At 71.1% G+C, this 25,532-nt stretch carries 18 protein-coding genes; 6 read left to right on the top strand and 12 right to left on the bottom strand.

Going from position 1 to position 25,532, the window contains the following annotated elements; genetic code table 11:
- Positions 1-152: 152 nt before the first annotated feature.
- Positions 153-1,259, bottom strand: coding sequence for a CaiB/BaiF CoA transferase family protein (locus F4559_RS07750; protein ID WP_312865515.1), 1,107 nt, complete (start codon positions 1,257-1,259; stop codon positions 153-155).
- Positions 1,260-1,748: 489 nt separating this feature from the next.
- Here F4559_RS07750 and F4559_RS07745 point away from each other — a divergent pair, with 489 nt between their 5' ends.
- From F4559_RS07745 to F4559_RS07725, 5 genes are all read left to right on the top strand, one after another.
- Complete coding sequence (locus F4559_RS07745; protein WP_184667077.1) at positions 1,749-2,954, top strand: acetyl-CoA C-acetyltransferase; 1,206 nt, start codon at positions 1,749-1,751, stop codon at positions 2,952-2,954.
- Positions 2,951-5,005: a 3-hydroxyacyl-CoA dehydrogenase NAD-binding domain-containing protein gene (locus F4559_RS07740; protein WP_184667075.1), complete on the top strand. Its 2,055-nt coding sequence runs from the start codon at positions 2,951-2,953 to the stop codon at positions 5,003-5,005. The genes F4559_RS07745 and F4559_RS07740 overlap by 4 nt, the downstream gene beginning before the upstream one ends.
- A 446-nt stretch (positions 5,006-5,451) precedes the next feature.
- The gene (locus F4559_RS07735; RefSeq protein ID WP_184667074.1) at positions 5,452-5,847 is read left to right on the top strand and encodes a hypothetical protein; all 396 of its coding nucleotides are present in this window, start codon (positions 5,452-5,454) and stop codon (positions 5,845-5,847) included.
- 181 nt (positions 5,848-6,028) lie between these two features.
- Complete coding sequence (locus F4559_RS07730; protein WP_184667073.1) at positions 6,029-6,409, top strand: hypothetical protein; 381 nt, start codon at positions 6,029-6,031, stop codon at positions 6,407-6,409.
- 25 nt (positions 6,410-6,434) lie between these two features.
- Positions 6,435-7,442, top strand: coding sequence for a LacI family DNA-binding transcriptional regulator (locus F4559_RS07725; RefSeq protein WP_184667072.1), 1,008 nt, complete (start codon positions 6,435-6,437; stop codon positions 7,440-7,442).
- 130 nt (positions 7,443-7,572) lie between these two features.
- Here F4559_RS07725 and F4559_RS07720 read toward each other — a convergent pair whose 3' ends face one another.
- The 9 genes from F4559_RS07720 to F4559_RS07680 all read right to left on the bottom strand — a co-directional run bounded on the left by F4559_RS07720 (position 7,573) and on the right by F4559_RS07680 (position 22,217).
- Entirely contained in the window at positions 7,573-10,071 is a 2,499-nt protein-coding gene (locus tag F4559_RS07720; protein WP_184667071.1) for an ABC transporter permease, read from the bottom strand.
- Between the two features lie 3 nt (positions 10,072-10,074).
- On the bottom strand, positions 10,075-10,827 hold the full coding sequence (locus F4559_RS07715; RefSeq protein WP_184667070.1) for an ABC transporter ATP-binding protein: 753 nt from the start codon (positions 10,825-10,827) through the stop codon (positions 10,075-10,077).
- A 126-nt stretch (positions 10,828-10,953) separates the two neighbouring features.
- Complete coding sequence (locus tag F4559_RS07710) at positions 10,954-11,550, bottom strand: DUF3558 domain-containing protein (RefSeq protein WP_184667069.1); 597 nt, start codon at positions 11,548-11,550, stop codon at positions 10,954-10,956.
- Between the two features lie 5 nt (positions 11,551-11,555).
- Positions 11,556-11,957: a hypothetical protein gene (locus F4559_RS07705; protein WP_184667068.1), complete on the bottom strand. Its 402-nt coding sequence runs from the start codon at positions 11,955-11,957 to the stop codon at positions 11,556-11,558.
- A gap of 65 nt (positions 11,958-12,022) precedes the next feature.
- On the bottom strand, positions 12,023-14,998 hold the full coding sequence (locus F4559_RS07700; protein ID WP_184667067.1) for a helix-turn-helix transcriptional regulator: 2,976 nt from the start codon (positions 14,996-14,998) through the stop codon (positions 12,023-12,025).
- An 11-nt stretch (positions 14,999-15,009) separates the two neighbouring features.
- The gene (locus F4559_RS07695) at positions 15,010-15,171 is read right to left on the bottom strand and encodes a hypothetical protein (protein WP_184667066.1); all 162 of its coding nucleotides are present in this window, start codon (positions 15,169-15,171) and stop codon (positions 15,010-15,012) included.
- 190 nt (positions 15,172-15,361) lie between these two features.
- Positions 15,362-17,662 carry a chitinase C-terminal domain-containing protein gene (locus F4559_RS07690; RefSeq protein ID WP_184675542.1) on the bottom strand — a complete coding sequence of 767 codons (2,301 nt, stop codon included), beginning with the start codon at positions 17,660-17,662 and terminating at the stop codon, positions 15,362-15,364.
- 302 nt (positions 17,663-17,964) lie between these two features.
- Positions 17,965-20,823: an AfsR/SARP family transcriptional regulator gene (locus tag F4559_RS07685; protein ID WP_184667065.1), complete on the bottom strand. Its 2,859-nt coding sequence runs from the start codon at positions 20,821-20,823 to the stop codon at positions 17,965-17,967.
- Between the two features lie 749 nt (positions 20,824-21,572).
- A complete protein-coding gene (locus tag F4559_RS07680; protein WP_184667064.1) occupies positions 21,573-22,217 on the bottom strand; it encodes a DedA family protein in 645 nt (214 codons plus the stop codon).
- 5 nt (positions 22,218-22,222) lie between these two features.
- Between F4559_RS07680 and F4559_RS07675 the strand changes: the two genes are divergently transcribed.
- Positions 22,223-22,441 (top strand): hypothetical protein, encoded by a 219-nt coding sequence (locus tag F4559_RS07675; protein WP_184667063.1) that lies wholly within the window; start codon positions 22,223-22,225, stop codon positions 22,439-22,441.
- Between the two features lie 1,074 nt (positions 22,442-23,515).
- Here F4559_RS07675 and F4559_RS07670 read toward each other — a convergent pair.
- Entirely contained in the window at positions 23,516-23,707 is a 192-nt protein-coding gene (locus tag F4559_RS07670; RefSeq protein ID WP_184667062.1) for a DUF397 domain-containing protein, read from the bottom strand.
- 15 nt (positions 23,708-23,722) lie between these two features.
- Positions 23,723-24,571: a helix-turn-helix domain-containing protein gene (locus F4559_RS07665; RefSeq protein ID WP_184667061.1), complete on the bottom strand. Its 849-nt coding sequence runs from the start codon at positions 24,569-24,571 to the stop codon at positions 23,723-23,725.
- Positions 24,572-25,532: the final 961 nt, after the last annotated feature.

Below are 25,532 nucleotides of genomic sequence, written 5' to 3'. Positions count from 1 at the left end.
CAGACTCCCCGCCGCCCTTCACCCGCATGCGCGCGATCACGCACGGACCGTGACCGGGCCGATCGTGGCCGAGATGATTTCGTACGACACGGTCGGTAATTTTCCGCGACCTTTTTCGGAACCAATCGAGGGCTTGCGGCGGACCGTCCGACTCACGCCACGACACCGGCCGCGAACAACGCCGGGATCGCCTCGGACGACCACCCGGAACCGACCAGGATGTCGACCGTGTCCCGCCCCGGTGCGGGCGCCGGGACCGGTGCGGCCGTCGGCGTGCGGTCGAAGCGGGGTGCCGGTGCGGGCTGGATCACACCCCCTACCTCGGTGAACGTGCCGCGTGCGACGTTGTGCGGGTGCGCGGTCGCCTCGGCCGGGGTGAGCACGGGCGCGAGGCACGCGTCGGTGCCCTCGGCCAGCGCCGCCCACTCGTCGCGGGTCCGGCGGGCGATCGCCGCGGCGATCGCGGCCCGCAGGTCGGGCCAGTGCGCGGGGTCGGCGCGGTCGGGGACGGTGCCGGTCAGGCCGAGCAGGTCCAGCAACTCCGCGTAGAACTTGTCCTCGACCGCGCCGATCGCCACGTGGCGGCCGTCGGCCGTCGGGTACACGTCGTAGAACGGCGCGCCGCCGTCGAGCAGGTTGGTACCGCGGGTGCCGTGCCACAGGCCGGCCGCGCCCAGGCCGTGCAGGAACGTCGTCAGCAGGGCCGCGCCGTCGACCATGGCGGCGTCGACGACCTGGCCGCGTCCCGACCGCTCCCGTTCGTAGAGCGCGGCGAGCACGCCGACCGCGAGCAGCAGACCACCGCCCGCGAAGTCGCCGAGCAGGTTGAGGGGCACGACAGGCGGACCGCCGGTCCGGCCGATCGGGTCGAGCGCACCCGCCACCGCGATGTAGTCGATGTCGTGCCCGGCCCGGTCGGCGAGCGGGCCGGTCCGTCCCCACCCGGTCAGCCGGCCGTACACCAGGCGGGTGTTGCGGGCCAGGCAGTGCGCCGGGCCGACGCCGAGCCGCTCGGCGACACCGGGCCGGTACCCCTCGACCAGGACGTCGGCGTCGGCGATGAGCCGCAGCGCGATCTCGACGCCCTCCGGCCGGCGCAGGTCCACCGCGATCGAGCGCCGGCCGCGCCCCAGCGGGTCGCCGGGCATCGGCGGCGGCACGCCGATCCGGTCGACGCGGATCACCGAGGCGCCGAGGTCGGCGAGCACCATCGCGCCGAACGGGACCGGTGCCAGTCCCGCGAACTCGACGACGCGCACACCCGCGAGCGGCCCACGCGACGACGTACCCGACGACGTGCCCGGTGCATGGACGGAACATGTTCCGCCGCACGTCCCCGCGCACAGGTTCGAAGACTCTCCCATGACCGACACCGTGCCGGCCGCCGCGAGCGGCCACAGCGCTCGTGTCCGGACGCGACGCGAACCACGTGACGCGAGCCGGCACACGTCGTCAAGATCGACACGGCGGCGCATTCGTCGCACAACCCCGTCACGGAACACAGGTCGGCGCCGGTCCCGCGTCCCGGTGCACAGGTCATGACACACCCGGTGCGCGACTCACGTCAACGTACCCACGCGGGGACGGAACCCGGTCCTCGTGGGTGTCGGAGCCGAGCCGACGCGGCGTACCCGCAGGGAGACGGAACGCGGCTCGTGTCGCGGTCGGGTCCTTCCGGCACCGACACCGGACCGCCGTAGGGCGCAAGAGCGTGCGCACGACACGCGTCGGTGGTTACCGTTGGGTACATGAGCGGAGCCTTGATCTTCGACGCGGTACGCACACCACGTGGCAGGGGAAAGCGCGGCTCGCTGCACGGGGTCAAGCCCATCACCCTGGCCGCCGGGGTGCTCGACGCGCTCGCGCGGCGTACCGGGCTCGACACCGCGGCCGTGGACGACGTCGTGTTCGGCGTCGTGTCCCCGGTAGGCGAGCAGGGCGGGGACATCGCGCGCGGCGCCGTCCTCGCCGCCGGCTGGGACCCGGTCGTGGCCGGCGTGCAGCTCAACCGGTTCTGCGCGTCGGGACTGGAGGCGGTGAACCTGGCCGCGGCCAAGGTCGCGTCGGGGTTCGAGGACCTGGTGGTCGCGGGCGGCGTGGAGTCCATGTCACGGGTGCCGATGGGCTCGGACGGCGGCGCCTGGACCACCGACCCGGAGACCATGCTCGCGACGAGTTTCGTACCGCAGGGCGTGAGCGCCGACCTCATCGCGACGCTGGAAGGTATCACGCGCGAGGACGTGGACGCGTACGCGTTGCGCTCCCAGCGACTCGCCGCGCACGCGCGCGAGCACGGATACTTCGCCCGGTCGCTGGTGCCGGTCGTCGACCGCAACGGCGTCACCGTGCTCGACCACGACGAGGCGATCCGCCCCGAGACCACCGCCGAGGGACTGGCCGGGCTCAAGCCCGCGTTCCGGTTCCACGGCGACCTCGGCTTCGACGCGGTGGCGATCGACCGGTACCCGACCGTGGAGCGGATCGAGCACGTGCACACGCCGGGGAACTCGTCGCAGATCGTGGACGGCGCGGCGGCCGTACTGATCGGCGACGACCGGGCCGGACGCGCGCTGGGGCTCACGCCGCGCGCCCGGATCGTGTCGACCGCGGTGGTCGGCACCGACCCGACGATCATGCTCACCGGTCCGGCACCGGCCGCGCGCAAGGCGTTGGAGCGGGCCGGTCTCGGGGTCGACGACATCGACCTGTTCGAGGTCAACGAGGCGTTCGCGGCCGTGGTGCTGCGTTTCCAGCGCGATCTCGACGTGCCCGACGACAAGATCAACGTCAACGGTGGCGCGATCGCGCTGGGCCACCCGCTCGGCGCGACCGGCTGCATGATCCTGGGCACGCTGCTGGACGAACTGGAGCGCCGTGACCTGCACCGCGGCCTGGTCACGCTGTGCGTCGGCGGCGGCATGGGCATCGCGACGATCGTCGAGAGGGTCCGATGACCATCCACTACGAGCGCGACGACACGGGCGTCGTCACGCTGACCATGGACCTGACCGGCTCGGTGAACGTGATGAACGCCGAGTACCGCGCGGCCATGGGCGCGGCCGTGTCGCGACTGGAGGCCGAACGCGACAAGGTCACCGGCGTGCTGCTCACGTCGGCCAAGAAGACGTTCTTCGCGGGCGGCGACCTGGCGGTGCTCGTCGGCGTGGAACGTGACGATCTTGGCGACACGATGGCGTTCGTCGCCGACGTCAAGGGACAGTTGCGCCGGCTGGAACGGCTCGGCCGACCGGTCGTCGCGGTGATCGAGGGCAGCGCGTTGGGCGGCGGTCTGGAGATCGCGCTCGCGTGCCACCACCGCGTCGTGCTCGACGACGACCGGATCAGGTTGGGTCTGCCCGAGGTGACGCTGGGGCTGCTGCCCGGCGGCGGCGGTGTCACGCGACTGGTGCGGATGCTCGGTCCGCGCGCGGCGTTGCCGTTGCTGACCGAGGGCACGCGACTGCGGCCGGAAGCCGCCGCCGAGGCCGGGATCGTGGACGCGGTCGCGTCGACGCCGGCGGAACTCCGTGACCGGGCGCGGGCGTGGATCGCGGCCAACCCCGATCCCGTCCAGCCGTGGGATCGGCGCGGGTTCACCGTGCCGGGCACGGCCGGTTCGGAGTACGCGGGACTTCTCGCGTCGGCACCGGCCATGCTGCGCAAGAAGACCCACGGCGTGTACCCGGCGCCGGAGAAGATCCTGGCGGCGGCGATCGAGGGCACGCTGGTCGACGTCGACACCGCGTTGGAGGTCGAGAGCCGGTACTTCGTCGAGCTGCTGACCGGCCAGGTCGCGAAGAACATGATCGGCACGTACTGGTTCGCGCTGAACGCGATCACGGCCGGTGCCGCGCGACCGTCCGGCGTGCCGCCCACGTCCGTGACGAAGGTGGGTGTCGTCGGCGCGGGACTGATGGGGTCGGGCATCGCCGCGGTGTGCGCGGCGGCCGGGCTGGAGGTCGTGCTCAAGGACGTCACGCGGGAGGCGGCCGAACGCGGTGCGCGCGGTCTGCCCGGCATCACACCGACGGACTCCGACGCCGACCTGGCCGGGTGCGATCCGGTGATCGAGGCCGTGTACGAGGACCGGCCGCTGAAACGTCGCGTGCTCGGCGACGTGGCGGCGGTCGTGTCGCGGGACGCGGTGATCGCGTCGAACACGTCGACGCTGCCGATCACCGGGCTGGCCGACGCGGTCGCCGACCCGTCACGGGTGATCGGTCTGCACTTCTTCTCCCCCGTCCCCAGGATGCGACTGGTGGAGATCGTGGTCGGCGCGCGGACGTCGGACGACACGTTGGCGCGTGCGTTCGACTTCGTCCGGCACATCGGCAAGACACCGATCGTCGTGAACGACGCGCGGGGCTTCTACACGTCGCGCGTGTTCGGCGCGTACGTGACGGAAGGCGTCGCGCTGGTCGCCGAGGGCGTCGGGCCCGCGCTGGTGGAGAACGTGGCGCGGCGGTCGGGCATGGCGGTCGGACCGCTGGCGGTGTCCGACGAGGTGGCGTTGACGCTGCCGTTGGCGATCCGCGAGCAGACCCTGGCCGAGGACCCGGACGCGTCCGGGGTGTTCGCCGACCACCCGGCGCTGGACGTCCTCGCGGACCTGGTCGGGCAGGGCCGCACCGGGCGGTCCGGCGGCGGCGGGTTCTACGAGTACCCGGCGGACGGGCCCAAGCGCCTGTGGCCGGGGCTGTCGCGCTACCGCCGTGAGGTGGACGTGCCCGAACGCGACGTCGAGGACCGCCTGCTGTTCGCCCAGGTGCTGGAGACCGTGCGCTGCCTGGACGAGGGCGTGCTGCGGTCGGTCGGCGAGGCGGACGTGGGCAGTGTGCTCGGTCTGGGGTTCGCGCCGTGGAGCGGCGGGACGCTCCAGTTCGTCAACGCCTACGGCCCGGCGGCGTTCGTGGCGCGCGCGGACGAGTTGGCGGACAGGTACGCGGAACGGTTCCGCGCACCGGAGTCGTTGCGCGAGTTGGCCCGCGTCGGCGGGAAGTACTGACCTCCGGACAGCCGTCAGCGGCGGCGCGGGTGTGGGGAGAGAGGTATCCGCGCCGCCGCCAACGGGTGGCCCACCCCAGTGAGCCGGCTCCTCGTCGATGGGGCATCCGCCCGCCCATCCACGAGGGACGTTGTGGTGCATCCCACTTTATGTGGTCTAGACCAGATACGTCAATACCGTCGAAAGGCTCTACCTGGATCAGACCAATGTGCCGATCATGCGCCGGAGCCGCACCGATGCGGTCCCGCACCTGACACGTGGCCGCACGTCACGTAGTCCACGCAGCTCAGCACGGTGCACCACAACGGGGCACACGGACCTGAAGACGAGCTGTGGATCACGCGACGGGCACCGTGAACGGTTCGTGTTCCCGGAGCGGAACCCGATCCGTGCGGTGAGGGCTCGTCACACTGACGCCCTCCGGACCGGGTTGTTAGGGTCGGCCGGTGGGTGAACGGACCGGATTGGCGATCGTCGGCGCGATCATGCTCGGCTGCGCCGCGTTCGGGCCGTTCCCGCACCCGGTCCCGCTGCTGTTCGTGATCGCGGCGGCCGGTGCCGCCAACGCCGCGTTCCCGCTGATGCGCACGTTCGGCGCGATGCTGCTCGGCGGCGTGGCGACAGCGAGCATCGGCCTGGCGGCGGTGCCGTTCGCGACGTGCTCGGCCGAGCGGTTCCAGGACGTGTTCCCGTGCACGGGCGACGCGCCGACGTGGCACCTGACCGGCACGGTCCTCGTCGCCGGACTCGCGGGCGCGGCCCTGGTGCTGGCCCGGGTCGCGGGCGCGGACGACCTGCGTCGCCGGGTCGAACTGCTGGAACGGCGCACGCGCGGCACGTGACGTCCGATCGGGCACCCCGCCCAGGCCGATACCGCCGGACGGGCGGTGTCCGGGTCCGCCCGGCGGGTGCGTCGCCCGAGGTCCGCTGGGCCGAACGGGACCACGGTGATCTAGCGGTACTGTTCGGTCCGCCCGCCGTGGCGGTGCACCGGGTCGGGCCCCGGCAGGAGGGAGTGAGGCCGTGCGGGTGGTGTGGGCGACCTGCGGACTCGCGGTGGCGGCGTCGGCGTTGACCGGCGTCCTGGTCGGCTTCTACCTCGACGACGACCCGGAAGGCGACGCGGACGTCCCCGGGTCGACCTGGATCACCGAGCGGCCGTCCGCCACCGGGACCTCCGCGCGCACGATCACCGTGACGACGGCGGTCACCACGGAGGCCATCTCCGCGCCGCGCACCACTACGTCGCAGCCGGGCACGACGACCGAACCACCTCCCCCGCAAGACCCGACCACCACGGTCACGACGACCGTGCCCGCGACGACCACCACGACGAAGGTGCGGCGCACGGAATGGCCCTGCGGCCCGCTGAACCCGTTCCCGCCACCCCAGTGCGACGAGTAGCCCGGACCGACGAGGAGTGGTGTCCGTGTCCGTCCCGCCGCACTCCGGTCCCCGGCCGACGTTGGAGGACGTCGCCGCACGGGCCGGGGTCTCCCGGGCCACCGCGTCCCGGGTGCTCAACTCCTCGCCCCGGGTCAGCCGCGCGGCGCACGACGCGGTCACCGCGGCCGTCGCCGAACTCGGCTACCAGCCCAACCGCGCCGCCCGCACCCTGGTCACGCGGCGCACGGACGCGGTCGCGGTGGTGTTCTCCGAATCGGAGCCGACCGACGACCACCGGCTCGCGTGGCTGATCCGCGCCACCGCCGCGGCGCTGGCCGACGCCGACGTGCAGATGGTGCTGCTGCTCGTGCGCACGTCCGAGGACCTGGCCCGCGCGGAACGCGTCCTCACCGGTGGCCACGTGGACGGCGCCCTGGTCTTCGCACCGCGCAAGGGGGATCGGCTCGTGCCGATGGCCCGCCGGCTGGCGCTGCCGGTCGTGTTCGCCGGCCGACCGTGGGGTCCGACGCGAGGCCTGCACGTGGTCGACCACGACCACGAGGGCGGTGGGGCGTTGGCCGCCGAGCACCTGGTCGCGTCGGGCCGCACGCGGATCGTGGCGGTCGGCGGGCCGCGTGACGTGCACCCGGCGGCCGACCGGTTGGCGGGGGCGCGGGACGTACTCGACGCGTGTCCGGTCGAGGACGGCGGATCCACCCGGGACGGTGCCCGGCGGGCCATGGCCGAACTGCTGCGGCGCGTGCCGGACCTCGACGGGGTGTTCGCGGTGTCCGACCACCTGGCGTCCGGGGTGCTGGACGCGTTGCGCGAGGCGGGCCGGCGGGTGCCCGAGGACGTGGCCGTGGTCGGGTTCGACGACGACCCGACGGTGGCGCCGCACACCGTGCCGCCGTTGACGAGCGTGCGCCAGGACGTGGAGGCGCAGGTCGCGGGCATGGTGACCCAGGTCCTGCGGCTGTTGCGCGACGATCCGGTCCGGCCACGCCGCGAGATCCTGCCGACCACGCTGGTCCGGCGCGGGACGACCTGACCCACGGGGTGACCCGGCCCTCGCCCGGGTCACCCCGCACCCCGAGTAGAGGGCGGGACCGGCCGGACGGGACGCGCGGACGCGGAAATACACCCGTGCCGGTGACCCTGGGCGGGTCACCGGCATCGGATCACGTGGTGGCCATGCCGCCCACGATCGAGGTACGGGCCGCGCGCCGGGCGGGCAGGGCCGCCGCCAGCACCGCCGCGAGCACCGCCGCCGCCAGCATCACCCCGATCTGGCCGAACGGCACGATCAGGTCGATCTTCAAGGTGTCGGAGGACAGCGCCGAGGTGAGCAGCCACCCGAACCCGATGCCGAGCGCCAGGCCGACCGCCGCGCCCATCAGCGCCATCAGGATCGACTCCACCACCAGCATGAGCCGGAGCTGGCCGCGGGTCAGGCCGAGCGCGCGCAGCAACGCCGACTCGCGGGTCCGTTCCAGGACGCTGAGCGTCAGCGTGTTCGCGATGCCGAACAGCGCGATCACCACGGCCAGCCCGATCAGCGCCCACACGAACGCCAGCACCTGGTCGAGCTGGGTGTTGAGCTGGGCCTTCGTCTCGGCCGCGCTGTCGAGCACGGCCAGCGGCGAGGTGGACGTGACCCGTTCGACGGCCGCGCGCCCGTCCGCCACGCCCGGCTTGAGCTTGACCAGGATGCTCTGGTAGCCGTCGACGTCCGGCATGATCCGGGCCGCGGTCTCCAGCGTCACCATGCCGTCGCTCAGCCGCTGGCCCTTGATCAGCGCGACCACCGAGAGCGTGGTCGCGACACCGTCGCGGGGCTTGATCTCGACCGTGGAGCCCACGGCGAGGTTGTGCTGCTGCGCGTACTCGACGTTCAACGCGATCTTGCCATCGCCCAGGGCGTCGAGCGAGCCCCCGCTGACCGCGGGCTTGACGAGGTCGCCGAGCGCCGAGCGCGGCACGCCGGTGAAGTACCCGTCCTCGCCGTACACCTCGGTCATCGGCGCGACGTGCTCGACCTCCGACACCTGCTCCAGCTTCGTGGCCAGGTCCTGGGGCAGCGGGCGGTCGCCGACCGAGGACGTCACCGTGTAGTCCGCCGGGAAGCGTGCGTCGATCTGGGTGTTCGCCGTCTCCTTGGCGCTGTTCGCGACCACGGTGATCATGGCGACGATGGTCACGCCGATCATCAGCGCGGCGGTCGTCGCGGACGTGCGCTTGGGGTTGCGGCCGGCGTTGGCCGAGGCCAGCTTCGCCGGCACGCCGAACACCAGGCGGGGCAGCACGCCGAGCGCCCGGTTGACCGGGCCGACGACCAGCGGACCGATCACCACGGCGGCCAGCAGCATGACCATCGTGCCGCCGCCCGTGACGAACAGCGCGGACTCGCCCTTGATCCCGGCGCCGACCACGACCACGCCCGCGCCGACGATCGCGAGCACGACCGCGGACAGCACGCGCAGCAGACCCGTGCGGGAGACCTCCTCACCGCTGTCGATCTGCTCCCGGAGCGCGGCGATGGGCGCGACACGCGTCGCCTTGCGTGCCGGCAACACGGCGGCGAGCACCGTGACGATCACGCCGACACCGAACGCCGCGAGCACGGTCGTCGGCGACATCGGCAGCAGAACGTCGCCGTCGGAGTCCGCGAACCCGCTGATGACCTTCTGCAGCAGCGCGGACACGCCGAGCCCGCCGAACAGGCCGATCACCGACGCGGCCAGGCCCATCACCACGGCCTCGGCGAGCACGCCCCGGAACACCTGGCCCCGACTCGCGCCGACACAGCGCATCAGGGCGAGTTCACGGGTGCGTTGCGCGACCAGGATCGTGAACGTGTTGTAGATGACCATCGACGCGACGACCAGCGCGATGAGCGCGAACGCGAGCAGCAGCGTGGTGAACTCGCCCGCCTCGGAACTGATCTGCGCCAGCAGCTTCTTGGTCAACTGCTCGCCGGTCAGCACCTGGAAGTCGGCACCGACCGCCGTGCGCACCGCGTCGGCCAGTTGCTGCTGCGTGACACCGGCCTTGGCCACGGCCACGACCTGGTAGGGCAACGCGTCGGGGTCGAAGGCCGTGAGCGCGGCCGGCTCGAGCACCACGTGGTCGATGCCGGACATCTGCGCCGACCCGGCGCCCTGCGTGTAGACGCCGACGACGGTCAGCTCGACGCGTCGGTCGTCCTCCGCGAGCAGCGAGACCGGCTTGCCGAGGGAGAGCTTGCCCGCCGTCGCCGTGCGCGTGTCGACCGCGATCTCGTTCGGGCCCTCGGGGTAGCGGCCCTCCTTGAGGTCGTACTCGCGCAGCTTGTCGGAGGTGGCCAGCGGCACGGCGACGGCCGGGCGGGCCTTGCCGTCACCGCCGATCAGCGGCACCTGGACGAAGAACCGGGGGTCAGCAGCCTCGACACCGGGTGCTTGGCGAACCGCGTCCACCGTCCCCTGGGGAACGCCGGTGAGGGTGGAGTCGTCGGGCAGGGAGACGGCGACGTCGACGTTGCGGGCGCTTTTGGCGAACTCCTCTCGCAGGCTGAGGTTCATGGCGTCGCCCAGGACCAGGGTCCCGGTCACGAAGGCGACGCCCAGGGCGATGGCGACGGACGAGAGGACGAGCCGCGCGGTGCGGGCCTTGAGGCCCGCGATGATCGTGCGCAGCATCGGTCAGGCCCCCAGGTGCTTCAGCGCGGCCAGCACGGAGTCGGCGGTGGGGTCGGCGATGTCGCCCGCGAGGCGGCCGTCGGCCAGCAGGACGACGCGGTCGGCGTAGGACGCGGCGACCGGGTCGTGCGTGACCATGATGATCGTCTGACCGAGCTTGCGCACCGACATGCGGAGGAAGTCCAGCACCTCGGCACCCGACCGCGAGTCGAGGTTGCCGGTGGGTTCGTCGGCGAACACCACGTCGGGGCGGGCGACGAGGGCACGGGCGCAGGCCACGCGCTGCTGCTGGCCGCCGGACAGCTCGGACGGCTTGTGCTTGAGCCGCTGCCGGAGGCCGAGCACGTCGACGATCGTGCGGAACCAGTCGCGGTCGGGCTTGCGCCCGGCCAGTTCCAGGCCCAGCAGGATGTTCTGCTCCGCGGTGAGCGTGGGCAGCAGGTTGAACGCCTGGAACACGAACCCGACGCGGTCGCGCCGCAGGCGGGTGAGTTCCTTGTCCCCCAACGAGGTGATCTCCGTGCCACCGACGCGGACCTGCCCGCCGTCGACCGTGTCGAGCCCGGCGAGGCAGTGCATGAGCGTGGACTTGCCCGAGCCCGAGGGCCCCATGATCGCCGTGAACCGACCGCTCTGGAACGCGACGTCGACACCGTCCAGCGCGCGCACGGCGGTGTCGCCCTTGCCGTAGACCTTGACCAGGTTGGCGGCGGCGACCGCGGTGCGGGTTCCGACGTCGGAGACCAGTGCGGACATGACTCCCTCTTCCTGACGTGTTCGAGTGCGACAGGAAGAACGCTAGGGAGCCGGTGCGTGCGCGGGCGTCACCTCACAAGCCACGGCGGCATCCACCTGGAGGATGACGCCGCGTACGACCCGGGGTCAGCCCTTCAGGTTGCCGATGACGATCGCGGCCACCTTCTCGGAGGCCTGGCAGGACTGCTCGACGGTGCCCTTCCCGGTGGCGGGCAGCACTGTCTGGATAAAGACCGCGTTCTTGGCCGACGTACGGACCAAAGTCTCGCAACTCGATGTGCCATTGGTCCTGTCGACGCTCACAGCCTTCAAGCCCGCGATGGTGGTCTCCCGGAAGATCGGGTAGTCGCGGAAGTTCTCGGACATCGAGTCGAACGTGGGGCCCTTGTTCACCAGGGAAAGCTCGTAAGTGTTGTCCTTGGTGGGATCGGTCCCCTTCCAAGTGCACATCGGCCCGAGGGTGTTGGTACCCGGCTTCGTCTCGCGAACCCTGCCCAGAAGGGCGAGTTGGTCCGACTTGACCAGATCGCAGGGCTTGTCTGCGAACTTCGCTATGTCGACGTCGTCACCGGTCGACGGCTGAGCGCCGGTGGTCGGGCTTCCCTTGGTCGAACCGCCACCGGTTTCCGCCGGTGTCGGCGTGCCCGGTGTGGTGGTGTTCGCGCATGCCGCGAGAGACGCGACGAGACCCGCGGCAATCATGATTCTGATCTTGAACCGCACAGGTGTCAGCCCTTCATTCCCTGCTCGGCCACGCCGTCGGTGGCTTCGTACTGGGCCAATGCCGCCTCGATGTTGGCGATCGTCTTCGTCAACGCCTCGCGGGCCTGCATGTTGGCCCAAGCATATCCACCGACCTCGGTTCCGGCCGCCCTGCGAATGGCCAATGCCGCGAAACCGCTGTAGATGTCCTTGCCAGGAGGCTGCGTTGATTCCAGCCGTCCGCTTTCGTCATACAGCGAAATCAGTTTGTCCAGTGCCGCCCGAAGCCCGTCGATCAGCTTCCTGGCCTGCGCCGGGTCCACGCTGAACTTCGTCTGGGACCCCACCAGCGCGCTGCCGGCCGCACCACCGGTCACCGTCTCGGCCAGGAATTCGACCTTGCCGCCGCCACCGCCCGCGTCGAACACCTCGACGCTCCCTCCACTCGGCTACGGCTCGATGATGGCATAGCCCCCCGATCGGGCGAGGGGGTTCAACGCGGGTCGAGCAGGCCGCGATCGAACGCGATCGCCACGGCCTCGGCACGCCGGGTCGCCCCGAGTTTCGCCATGATCCGCGTGACGTGCACGGACACCGTCTTCTCGCTGATGAACAGCTCCTCGCCCACCTCGCGGTTCGTCCGCCCCAACGCCACCAGTTCGAGCACCGAGCGCTCACGCGGCGTCAACGGGTCCACGGTGTCGCGCACCACCCCACCGTGCAGCCCCACCCGGCCACGTCGCGCGACCCGGTGCACGGCCTCCAGCAACGGCTTGGCGCCCACCCGTTCGGCCACCTCGTCGGCCGCCTCCAGCACCGGAACGGCCTCGTCGCGGCGGTCGGCGGTCAGCAGCGCCTCGGCCAGCCGCCACCGGCACACGGCCTGCTCGTACACCGACCCGAAGCCGAACGCGTCGACCGCCGCCGTCCACGCCTCGACCCCCGGCTCGCCGGTCAGCCGCGCCTCCTCGCCGGCGCACCGGGCCAGCCACGCCACGCCTTCGGGGCCGAGCACGCCCGTGCGCGGCACGCCCAACTCCGCGGTCTTGCGCGCGTACGACGCCAACTCCACCCCGGCTTCCACCGCCGCCGCCTCGCCGGCCGCGTCACGCCGACGCCGGCACCGCACGGCCAGGTCGGCGTACCCGGCCACGCCCAGCGCGGCCAGCCGGATGCCCGCGAGCTGCCACTCGCCGACCTCCTGACGCGCCCACGCGATCGTGTCGGCCACCCGCGACACCGCGAGTTCCGGCTGCCCGCGCCACAACGCCAGCTCCGCGCCGGTCCCGCCGGTGAGCAGGGCGATCTGGAGGTCGCGGTGCCAGTCCGACCGCAGTTCGCCGATGCGCCGCTCGGCCTCGTCGAACTCGCCCCGGCTCACCGAGAGGTGCGTGGCCGCCGCCGCGACCCGCGCGGACAACGTGCTCGACACCAGTGCCTCGGGCGGCTCGGCGGCGGCGCGCGCACCGTCCCAGTCGCCGGTGTAGTACCTGGTCAGGACCTGGAGCACGCGTACTTCGACGCCGTAGGAACTCCACGCCAGCCCGGTCGCCTCGGCCCGCGTCACGCCCTCGTCGAACACCCGCCGCGACCGTTCCAGCTCGCCCAGGTCGTAGTGGTGGATGCCGAGGAAGTACCGGGCACGCAACTCCGTGGACACCGCGCCCGCCCGCACCGCGCAGCCGACCGCGCCGAGCAGGTGCTCGCGGGCCTTGGCGACCTCGCCCTCGGGCTCGTCCAGCAGGCCCAGTGTCGCCAGGGCGTCGGCCACGGCGGCGTCCGTGCCGGACGCCCGGCCGTCGGCGACCGCCAGCTCGGCGCGTTCGCGGGCCTCGCGGTAGATCCGCCGGCCGCGCAACGACGCCGCCCACACCGCGAGCACCCACGCCCGCGCCTGGCTCGCGGGCCGCGACTCGACCAGCTTCCACGCCTGCTCGATCGCGGCCGTGGTCTCGTCGTCGTTGCCGTCCAGGACGTGCAACGCCTGCGCGTACCGCCGCCACGTCTCGGCGGCGTCCTCCGGGTCGGCGGGGTCGGCCAGTTGCGCGGCACCGCGCGCGAACGCGATCGCCCGCTCGGGATGCCCGGCCGTGCCCGCCGCCCACGACGCCCGGCGCAGCAGCAGGCGTTCGGTCAGACCCTCAGGCGGCTCGGGCACGGCGTGCCACAACTTCAACGCGGTTTCCAAGTGCCGCAACGCTTCCGCGGGCGCGCCGGTCGCCTGCGCCTCCTGCGCGGCACGCACGGACGCTTCCAGCGCGCGCGACAGGTCGTGGCTCTGGTAGCTGTGGTGCGCCAGCGCCGCCGCCGAACCCCGGTCGGGTCGGTCGCGGTAGGCCGCCGCGTACTGCGAGTGCAGCCGGACCCGTTCGCCGGGCAGCAGGTCCTCGTACACGGCCTCGCGCAGCAGCGCGTGTCGGAACGTGTACACCTCTTCGCGGTCGACCAGCAGCACGTGGTGCTGCACGGCCTCGCGCAAGGCCTCGTCCAGCGCGAAGTCGTCCATGCCGACCACCGCGCGCAGCAGGTCGTGCGCGACCTTGCGACCGTTGACCGCGGCGACCCGGACGGCCTGCCGGGAACGCGGCCCGAGGCGTTCGATCCGGGCGAGCAGCACCTCGGCGAGCGTCCACGGCACACCGGATCCGCCGGCCGCGACCGCGATCAGCTCCTCGGCGAAGAACGGGTTGCCGTCGGAGCGTTCCGCGATCTCCAGCTTGACGTCGTCGGCGAGGTCGTCGGCCAGCGCGGACACGAACGAGCGGGCGTCGATCGCGCTCAGCGGCGCGAGGTCGAGGCGCTGCACGGGCGGCAGCCGCAGGAGTTCGCCCAGCCAGGGCCGCAAGGGGTGGCTGCGGTGCAGGTCGTCGGACCGGTACGTGCAGACGACGAGCAGCTTCTGCGCGCGCAGCCGGGACACCAGGAACGACAGCAGGTAGCGGGTCGACGTGTCGGCCCAGTGCAGGTCCTCCAGCACGAGCAGCACGGGCCGGTCTGCGGCGAGGTCGACGAGCAGGCCGTGCACGGCGTCGAAGAGCTGGAGCTGGCCGATGTCCTGCTCGGGCCGGTGGCCGACGAGGTGGGTCGGCAGGCCCGGCACGTCGCGGCCGGTGTCCGGCGGGGGCGTGGCGGGCAGGGCCAGTTCGGGCAGCAGCCGCCCGAGCGCGGGGCGGGTGGTGAGGTCGAGCAGGCCGGCCTCCCTCACCTGCCCGAGTGCTTCGGTGAACGGCAGGTAAGGGAGACCGGTTTCGCCGACGTCCAGACATCGTCCGGTGAGGACGAGTGCAGGGTGTGCGGACGCGGCCAGTTCGTCGACAAGGCGGGTCTTTCCCACTCCGGCGTCACCGGCGAGGAGCACTGCGCCGGCCTTGCCGACCGCGGCTTCGTCGAGGGCGGCGCGCAACCTGGAGATCTCCCGGCCACGCGCCACCAAGGGGATTCCGGAACCAAGGCGTGCCACGGTTGGCATGGTCGCACACCTCAGGCGGCGCCGGGGCGCTGATCGCGATGGGTGATCCGCGACCACCAGGACCGCCTCGACCGCCGGGCCACACGCTCGACGCGGGCGTGTGCCGCGGCGGCGCGCAGGGCGGCCTGTCGGTAGTCGATCTCGGCCTTGAGGGCTTCGGGGCTCCACTCCATGGTGGTTCGTCTCCCTGTGTCGTCGTCGTTCCTGATGACACAAAGATTCGTCCTGAGGCCCCGGGGCCGACATCGGGTGAACACGTCGTCATGCGGGGTTGGGGGCCCTTACCCGCCGCCGTAAGGGCCTTCAGACGGCGGGTAAGGGGCGACTTGTCAGGGCCTGTTCCTCAGCGGGCCCTTACGTCGGTCAGCAGGCGCCGAGGTCCTTCCACGGACCCCACTGGCCGCCGGTGCCCGGCTCGTTGTTCTGCGTCCACCAGTTGGCCTGCCACTTCTTGCCCTTGTGGGAGACCTGCTGGCCGCCGGTGTAGACCTTGCCCGCGTCCCACGGCGGCAGCGAGCAGGCCGGGGGCGTCGTGGTGGTCGTCGTCGGGACCGTCGTGGTCGGGTCGGTCGTGACCGTGGTCGGGCTGGTGGTCGTGGTGGGGTTGGTCGTGGTGGGGTTGCCGCCACCGGTCGTGCCGCGCGGGTAGTCCGCGGTGATCGCGTACGACTTGCCGCCGAAGGTGAACTTGAAGTTCGACGGGGACGAGATCGGCAGCTGGTAGCTCAGCGCCACATCGATCGACGCCTTGGCCGGCAGCGACTGCCACGACGGGAGCGTCAGCTCGACGTGCTGGAAGTCGCCCTTGATGCCGCCCACGTTCGGACCGCTGTGGCCCTTGGACGTCACCTTCAGCCCGAAGCCGGACTGGTCGGCCATGCTGCCCGGCGCGCTGGTGGCGTAGTCGAACTCGATCTTGGCGCCACCGGGGATGGTGACCGTGCTGTTGTTGGTGAACTTCAGCTTGGGGTTGATCGGGTAGTTGCTGTCGCCGAGCGCGAAGCCGCCGATCGACACCGAGACGTCGAGCACGTCGGTGGGCTGCGTGCCGTTGGCCTTCTTGGCGCCGTAAGGCGTGGCGCCGTTGAGACCCTGGTTGATCGCGGTGATCAGCGTGTCGCCCTGGACGTACTGCTTCTTGGCGCTGTCGTACTTGTAGTCGCCCGCCAGCTCCCAGATCATGATGCCGCCGAGGCCCTTGTCCGCCACGTACTTGGCCTTGGTGGCCAGGGACTGCTCGTCCTCGGTGGACAGGAAGACCTTCTTCTGGCTGTTCCACAGCCACGGCGCGACCAGCGACGAGTCGTAGTTGCGCGTGTAGGTGCCGGAGATGCGGTCGGCCGGGTCGTTGGCCGGGTCCAGGCCGTACGCGGACAGGTAGTCCGGCGTGATGCCGTTCTCCAGGTTCTTGGCGTGCCACATGGGGTTCGCGCCCGCCGGGACCTCGGCGCCGGCCGTGTCCAGGTCGTGCCACAGGTTGTCGATGCCGACCGCGCCGTTGCCGCACGGGGTGGTCGAGCCGACGGTGCCGCCGGTGCCGGGCGGGCACTTCTTCTGGTCGGGCAGCGGGGCCGTGCCCCACAGGCCGTTCGTGCCGCCGTTCACGCCCTGCCAGCCGCGGGTGTAGAAGGGCACGCCCGCATTGATCCGGCCGGCCTGCATCGAGCCGCGGAAGTAGTGGTACGCCCAGTCGGTGTTCAGGTAGCCGATGCCCTCGTACTGGCCGGCGCCGTACACGCCGCCCGCCGCGAGCTCCGCGTCCTTGCCGTTGTCGTACAGCGAGGCGTTGGGCCCGACGAAGTGGTTCCAGGCGCCATGGAGGTCATAGGTCATCATGTTGAGGTAGTCCAGGTACTTGGTGACCTGGTACGCCTCCTGGCCGCGCAGCAGCCAGCCCGACGCCGGGACGGCGGCCGTCAGCATGTAGTGCTTGCCGTCGGCGGCACCCGCGCGGTCGAGCTTCTCGCGCAGCGCCTTCATGATCTTCTCGTAGCCGGCCCACAGCGTGCCGCGGTTGGCGTCGGAGATCCAGAAGTCGTCGGGGTTGCCCGCGTACTTGTTCGACGTCGCGTACTCGTAGTCGATGTCGACGCCGTTGAAGCCGTACTTCTTGATGAAGTCGACGGCCGAGTCGGCGAACGCGTCGATCGTGGCCTGGGGCTGCTGGCCCAGCTTGTAGAAGCCGCCGGACGCGACGCGCTTGCCGGCGTCGTCGAAGTAGCCGCCGGTCTCGGCCCAGCCGCCGACCGAGATCAGCGTCTTCACGTTCGGGTACTGCTTCTTGTACTTGGTGAGCAGGTTGAAGTGGCCCTTGTACGGCAGCGCCGGGTCGAGGCCGGGGAGGTTCAGGCCGGTCGACGGGTTGTTCGCGTTGTCCGAACCGACCGAGACCTTGTTGTTGCCGTCGATGTGCGCGAAGGCGTAGTTGAGGTGGGTGACCTTCGTCCACGGGATGTCGGACGCGAGGTAGGCGGGGGTGCCGTTGGCACCGGTACGCCAGCTGGAGAAGTAGCCGATCACCCGGCGGGACTTGCCCTCGCCGAGCTGTTCACGCCCCTCGGCGTCATAAACCGAACAGTAGGGCACCGTGACGCCCGGGGTCTGGTAAAGACCGTCGGGCCGACAGTCGTCCCCGGTCGCCGCGCTCGATGTCGACGGAGACATCGCGGCGAGCACGACACCAGCGGCTGTGGCAACGGATGCCAACAGCGGCAACAACTTTCTACGCACCGGAACCTCCTGCACCAAGGCGGCGGCCACGACGCAGCGGAACGAAACGTAAATAGGTCCAGACCTTTCTGTCAATAGGTCCAGACCACTCGACCGATCACGAGACGGACGGGTGCACCCGCCGGGCCGCCGTCGCTCCCCCGCCCGGCCCTGGCCCCGCTTCGGACACCCGCGAGTCCGCCACTCGGACAGCACGAAACACGCACTCGGACACCTCCGTTCGGGTGTCCTCCGCGTCAGGACGGATTCGGCGCGCCCGCGCGCGTCCGGGCCAACCGGGCCCGGACCTGGTCGGCCTCGGGCGCGTTCAGCTCCGTGAACAGCGCCAACGCCCGCTGCCAGTGCGACAGCGCCCCCGGCCGCCGCTGGTGGTCGAACACCTCGGCCAGCCGGTCGTGCGCGAGCGCCTGGTGGTAAGGGCTCGACGCCGCCGAGGCCACCGACAGCGCCGTCCGCGCCGACTCCACGGCCTCGGCCAGCTCCCCCGACTCCTGGTACACGGTCGCGAGGTCGGTGTGGCACATCGATTCACCGCACTGCTCGCCCACCTCGCGGTACATCTCGACCGCCGCGGACAGCCACTTGCGCGCGTCCGCGAACCGCCGCGTCCGCAGGTACAGGAACCCCAGGTTGTGGTGCGCGTTCGCCTCGGCCCACCGGGAGCCCACCGCGCGCGACACGTCCAGCGCCTCGCGGTAGCACGCCTCGGCCTCGTCCATCCGGCCCAGGTTGCGCAGCATGTCGGCGACCGTCGTCAACGCCCGTGCCTGCGCGTTCGTGTCGCCCGACGACCGCGCGACCTCCAACGCCTCCCGGTGCCGGGCCAGCGCCTCGTCCGTGCGGTGGAACTGGGCCAGCGCCACGCCGAGGTTGAACAGCATCACGAACCGCGCCTCGGGGTCGCCCAACGCCGTCGCCGCGCGCAAGGCGGCCTCGGTCGTGCGCAGCCACGTCGACCGGTCGGTACGCAGGAAGAAGAACCGGGACAACGTGTAAGGCAGCTGCCACGCGTGCACGAGCCACGCCCGGTCCCCGCCCTCGCCGGCGAGTTCGGCCGCGGCGATCAGGTTGATCTGCTCGGCGTCCAACCACGCCAGCGCGTCGGCCGAACCGGTCAGCCGGGGCACCTCGGCGGGCACGTGCACGGGCGCCACCCGCACCGAACCCCGACCGGTCGGCAGCAGCCCGTCGGCCAGGTCCGCGCAGTGCAGGTAGAAGTCGAGCATCAACTGGGTGGCGTCGTGCGCCTGGGCGGTGGTGAGTTCGGCGGCCAACGTGCGCGTGTACACGCGTACCAGGTCATGTGCCCCGTAACGACCCGCTTCGCCCACCGACAGCAGGTTCGCCGCCGTCAACGCGTCCAGCGCGCGCTGTGCCTCCGAAACCCGCACGCGGGCCATGGCCGCCACGACGTAAGGCGTCACGTCCGGCCCCGGGTGCAACCCCAGCAGCGCCAACAACCGCGCGGGCAACGGCGACAACGCGCGGCGTGAGGCGTCCAACGCCGCGCGCACGGTCGAGTCCTCGTCCTCCAGGCCCAACGCGGCCAGCCGGCCGTGCTCGTCGTCCAGTTCCGCGACGAGCTCGGCCGCGCGCAACGTCGGCGACACCGCCAGGCGGGCCGCCGCGATCCGCAACGCCAGCGGCAACCCGTCGCACAGCACCGCGAGCCGGCGCAACGCGGCGGGTTCCGTACCCGCCCGGCCGGCGACGCGTTCGAGCACGGCCACGGCCGCGTCCTGGTCGAGCATGTCCAGTTCGACGAGCCGGGCCTCGGCGTGCGCGACCAGGCCGACGAGCCGGCGGCGCGACGTGACCATCACGCACGACGGCGAGCCGGGCAGCAGGGGTAGGAGTTCGGTGGAGCCGCGGGCGTTGTCCAGCATCACGAACATGCGCCGGTCGGCGACCAGCGTGCGGAACATCGCGGACCGCTCCTCCACGGTCACCGGGATGTCCGCCGACGGCACACCCAGCGTGCGCAGGAACCGGTTGAGCACCTCGCCCGCGCCCAGGGGCTCCTGGTTCGGGTCGTAGCCGTGCAGGTCGACGTAGAACTGGCCGTCCGGGAACGCCTCGCGCGCGCGGTGTGCCCAGTGCAACGCCAACGCGGTCTTGCCCACGCCCGCCGGACCGGTCACGACGAGCACGAGCCCGCCGCCGGGGTGTTCGCCGAGCAGCCCGTCGAGCCGGTCGACGAGCAGGTCCCGGCCGATCAACGAGACCGGCGCGCGGGGCAGTTGCGCGGGCGTCGTGGGCAGTTGCGGTTCGACCACGGCCGCGGGCAACGTGATCGGCCGCGTGGGCGGCTCGGGTTCGGGGTTCTCGCCGGCGAGCACGGACTGGTGCAGGCGGCGCAGGTCCGGACCGGGTTCGACGCCGAGTTCCTCGATCAGCACGCGGCGTGCCTCGCGGTAGACGCCCAACGCCTCGGCCTGCCGACCGGCCTGGCACAACGCCCGCATCAGCAGCCCGTAACCCCGTTCCCGCAACGGGTGCTCCCCGACCAGGGAACCCAGCGACGCGACCAGCTCCGCGCCCCGGCCGATCAGCAGCATCAGCTCGGCGCGTTCCTCCAGCACCGCGAGCCGGCGCTCGATCAGGCGTCCGCGCTCGACCTCGGCGAACAGACCGGCGACACCGCCCAGGGGTTCGCCGCGCCACAGGGCGAGGGCGTCGTCCAGGTGCCGGGTCGCGCCGACCAGGTCGCCGGACCCGCGGGCCCGGGTGGAGGCGGCCACGGCCCGTTCGAACAGGTCCAGGTCGACGGCCGCGGGGTCGACGCGCAGCCGGTAGCCGTCGCCGACCGAGGTCAGCAGCTCGGCCGGCGCGCGTCGGGCCCGGCTGGGTTCGAGGGCACGGCGCAGACCCGCGACGTAGGTCTGGACCAGGTTGACCGCGCTGCTGGGCACCGAGTCGACCCAGACGGCCTCGATGATCTGGTCCCGGCTGACCGGTGTGTTGCGGGCCAGCAGGAGGACCGCGAGGACCGCACGTTGCTTCGCGGCGCCGAGGTCGACCTCGCGGTCGCCGCGCACCACCCGCAGTAAGCCGAGCACCTCGAAGCGCAAGGGCTCCCCGCCGTCGTACTCCACCGACCGTGTCCTTCGCCGAAAGCTATCGCCTGGGACACCAGGTTAGGAGATCACTTCAGTCCGACTCCAGTCGTCCTGTAGCCGCATTCTTACGCTAAGCGTGTCCGACCAACCACACAGGGCGAACCCCGGTGGGGAGGTTGGACCAGACAGCGGTAGAACCGCTGCTCTCCCTGAACGACGAGGGCAGGCCGGCGTGCAAGGGGCATCCAGCCCGCGGCGGCGGAACGCCGGCCCGCCCTCGTCCCCGGGACTCTCCGGAGTCGGGCCACCCGGTAGGGGGTGACCCGGCTCTTTGCCCTCCCCCAGTGATCGGGGCCGTGCCCGGGACCGAACCCCCGGACACGGCCCCGCTCGCTGCCCGTCCGCCCGGGCGGCGGACGAAGTTTTCACGATCGCCCGCCGCGATCGTCCCGGACGCCGAATCCGGCACCCCCCAGCCGTGCCGGACTCGGTTCCATTCGTCGTCAAGCCGCCTTCGGCGCCCTGCACCCAGGGGCTCCCGGCGTTCCCCCACACCGGACATTCCCGATTCAGGTGCTCCTGCGCCTCGGGTGCCGCCGTGCTCTGAAGGCGCTCCCCAGCTCCGCGCACTGCCTGCTCCGGGTACTGCCGTGTGCCAAGCGCTCCCGTGCTCCCGGATTTCCGCGCTTCCGGACTCACTTGCTCCCGGACTCGGACTCCGCACTGGCGGCCCGCACGTCGCCGGCGCCCCACAAACCCTTGCTGTGATGGATAATTGAGGCCCCTCAGACCTCTTCCAACTCACGCGGCCGGACCTGCGCCCGACGACGGTTCCGCCGTCGCAGGAACACCACGAGTCCCACCACCGCCGCGACGCCCATCAGGACCCACATCGCCCCGTTGAACGTCGACTCGATCATCTTGGCCGAGGCGCCGGCCGCCGACCCGATCCCGATGTGCAACGCCGACCAGCCCATCGCCCCGGCGATCGACGCGGGCAGGAACCGCCGGTACTCCAACCTCGACGCACCGGCCGAAGCGGGCACCAACGTCCGCACGACGGGCATGAAGCGCGCGAAGAACACCGCCCACGCACCCCGCCGCCGCAACAACGCACCGGCCCGGTCCCAGTGCTCCTGGCCGAGCTTGCGGACGACCTTGCTGTCCCGGAGCCGGTCACCGTAGCGGCGGCCGAGGAAGTACCCGATGCTGTCGCCCGCGATCGCGCACAGCGACACGACCAGCCACATCACCACGAACCGGGGCACGGTCGTCGCCGTCGTCGCGGCGAGCAGCAACGCGCTCTCGCCCGGCGCGATGAACCCGACACCGATCGTGCACTCGGCCAACGTCAACCCGCCCGTCACCGCCAGGACGGCGGGCTGCGGCAGGTCGGCCAGCCCTTCCAGCAGGTCGGTCAGCAGGGCCATGTCCGTTGTTCCCCCTGTATGAGATCGACACGAGCAGCACGCCGAGCAGGGCCGCCGCCCAGTGCTCGACCGCGGCCACCGTGTCGCTGAAGAAGAGATCCCCCACGAGCACCAACGCCAAGACCGTGCCGGCGACCCGTGACCGGGCGATCACGGTCACCGCGCCCGCCGCACACGCCAACGCGGCCGAGGTACCGAAGTCGAGGCGCTGCAAGAGTGCTTGATCACGCAGCAAAACTCCATAAGCGAAGACCGTGAGCGTCGGCACGCAGTGGCCGACGGCGAGCACGGCGACCGTCATGCCCGCCCCGGCCCGACGCTCCAACGTCACGACGACCAGGCCGACGAGCACGAGCGTCCACAGCACGTGGACGAGGTGGTACGAGCCGAACAGGCTCGCGGGCAGCCGCCAAAAGCGACCTTCGAGCAGGTCGACACCGCGATAGCGGGTCAAGGAAGCGGGCAGCACGAACGCGACGACGCACGACACGCCGAGCGTCACCGACACCGGCACTCGTCGCCACCACGACACGGGGTCCACTTCCACGTGGAGAAGTGGACCGGAACCACGGTGACGGGGACATCGGACCGGAGTCTGACTTCCGGGTGGGACCTTGGTCGTACGACCCCTGAACGCACGTAAGGGGCGGACCTCCGGGTCCACCCCTTACGCCACGAGGACCTCGCGTACCGATTCCGTGCCGCGCTCATGCACAAGACCCGACGCTCTACCGCACACCGCACAAGCCCCCGACTCCGTACCGCACACAGGCACAGAGTCCAACTCGGTAGCACGCACGGTCACAGGATCCGATCGCGTAACGCACCCGGTCACGAGAACCGATTCCGTACCGGCTTGGCCCACGGCACCGGGTTCCGCACCCACTCACGAACCGGACCGCCGGTCAGCATGGCCGCTCGGCCGCGCATCCCACGCATCCCGCCCACCAGGCCGACACGGTGTCCGGCCCTGTCCACCGACCCGACACCCGAAGCCGGTTCCCGCACCGAGACGGTGCCCACCGACGGGACGCCACCGGGTACCGCGTCACGATCGGCGCCCGGCGCCCGGCGCCCGACACACGATCCCGGTTCCAGCGTCGCTCAGCGCACAGGGATCCGATTCACTCCACCGACACGCACAGCGCCCAAACACAGGGCCACGACCGCACGGCACCCACATCGGTTCCACCGACGCGGACAGTGTCAGAGCCCAGGGCAACCGACACGTGTCGAATCCGACCCGGTACGCGTTCGGCGAACCGGGTCGGTACCTCATCGCACTACAGGCCCGTGGTTCATTCCGCGCCGAGCACGCTGTGCTTCACCGTGCCGAGGAACCGCGACCACTCGGCGGTCCCGAACGCGAGCTGCCCACCGGCCCGGTTCTTCGAGTCGCGCACCGCGGCGCCGGTACCGGCCAGCGCGATCTCCACGCACTCCGGGCCACCCCCGGACGAATGCGTGCTCTTACGCCACTCCTGCTGCATCGAATCGCTCTCCTGTCAGGGGAGTTCGCGCGCCACCCGCTCGATCATGGCAACGGATTCCGCCGGTTCCAACGATTCCGCGACGAGGCGCGCGAACATGTCCGAATAACGGGAGACATCCTCGGAATTCTCGAGGAACATGTCCCCTTTGAAGCTCTCGAGGTATACCACGTCCGGATCGGTCAGTTCAGGAAAGCGCAGGATCACAAACCGGCCGTCCAACGCGGAGTGACCGCCCGACGTGAACGGATGCACTCGAACGGTTATATTTTCGCGCTCCGACGCGTCGACAAGTCGACGCAACTGGGCCCGCATCACGTCGGAACCCCCGATCAGGCGACGCAAAGCCGCTTCATCGATGACAGTCGACAATTTAAGCGGGTCGTCCTCGCCCAACAGCGCCTGACGCGCCTTGCGCAACTGCACACGCCGGTCGATCTCCTTGGCGGACGCACCCGGCAGGACCGCGGCGATCAATGCCCGCGTATAGCACTCCTCCTGGAGCAATCCGGGAATCATCAGTCCCTGAAATATTCGCACCGATTCCGCATCGGCCTCGTAGCCGACATAACGCCCGGGCGCGATGTCGCCGAACTCGTCCCACCACGCCTTGCGCCGCGCTTCGCGGGCCAACTGGACCAACTCGGCGAGCGTCTCGGGACCGGCGCCGTAGATGGTCAACATGTCGCGCACGTCGCGAGGCGTGACCCCGACCCGACCGGTTTCGATCCGACTGATCTTCGAAGCCGAGCACTCCAGGCGTTCACCGACCTCTTCGATGGTCAACTCGGCCGCTTCGCGCAGACGGCGGAGTTCACCGACGAGCCGACGCTTGCGCAGGGTAGGGCTGTCGCCGCGGGGCATGGGTGCACCTCCTCTGGTGGGTCACAGTTGGTGGGTCACAGTGTGTTGGGGAGTGCACGCGGAGCAAAGAGACGTCATCCATTCGTGTACTGCAACTTGCAGTCTGCCGGGTGGCGGCAGCAGTCTCTTCGGGGCAACGGTCACGACGCGGAAGGGGTGCTGAAGCAGGTGTCGACGACGGTGTTCAGCCAACTCGACAAGTCGCTGCACGAGCACCTGGCCGCATTGGTGCGCTTGGCCTCGACCGCGGACGACGAAACCGCCGTGGAACTGGCGCGCTCCGAATTGCCTCGCGTGGTCGCTGTCGTGAAGGCGTTACTCGACGAACACCAGCCCGACGAACACGGTCGATGTCCCACTTGCCGCCCCCACTGGTGGACCCGACGGCGTCGGTCACCGTGCCGCGCATACCTGGGCGCGCAGTTGTGCCTGACCGTCGTACATGCCAGAGCCAACGCACGACACCCGAAGAGCCGAACGCAATAACCCCACACGATCGCTCGCGGCGTAGACGAAACACGCAGACGACCGCATCCCCGTAACACGACGGGGACACAACGCGACACTCGACGATAACGGCGGCAAGAACCCGAACCCAGATCGGGTCCGACACCGCCCGCCGACCCGGCCCGCACGAGCGGGAGATGGACGCGGACCACTCGCGCCGGCCGGGTCTCCATTATCGATAGTCCCTTCACCGCACTGTTCTGCCAGCCGCAGTTCCGCTCGTATCTCCCGATACGAGCACGCACCACTCACACGATTCCTCACACCTCACCGAAACGGACCACGAGTCCCTCGCGCCCCCGGCGAAGCGGACCGAGGGTTATTTACATCAGACCCAAGCCGGCCGAAGTCGACAGGCACCGGACACCGAACGCCAGGCCTGGGCACCTGGCACGGAATCAGACGAGCCGCCGGCCCGCTCCAGAGCCACCCAGAATCGACCTCGCAGGCGCCG

The organism is Saccharothrix violaceirubra (assembly GCF_014203755.1).
GTDB classification, from domain to species: Bacteria; Actinomycetota; Actinomycetes; order Mycobacteriales; family Pseudonocardiaceae; genus Actinosynnema; species Actinosynnema violaceirubrum.
This window is presented reverse-complemented; position numbering and strand designations above follow the sequence as displayed.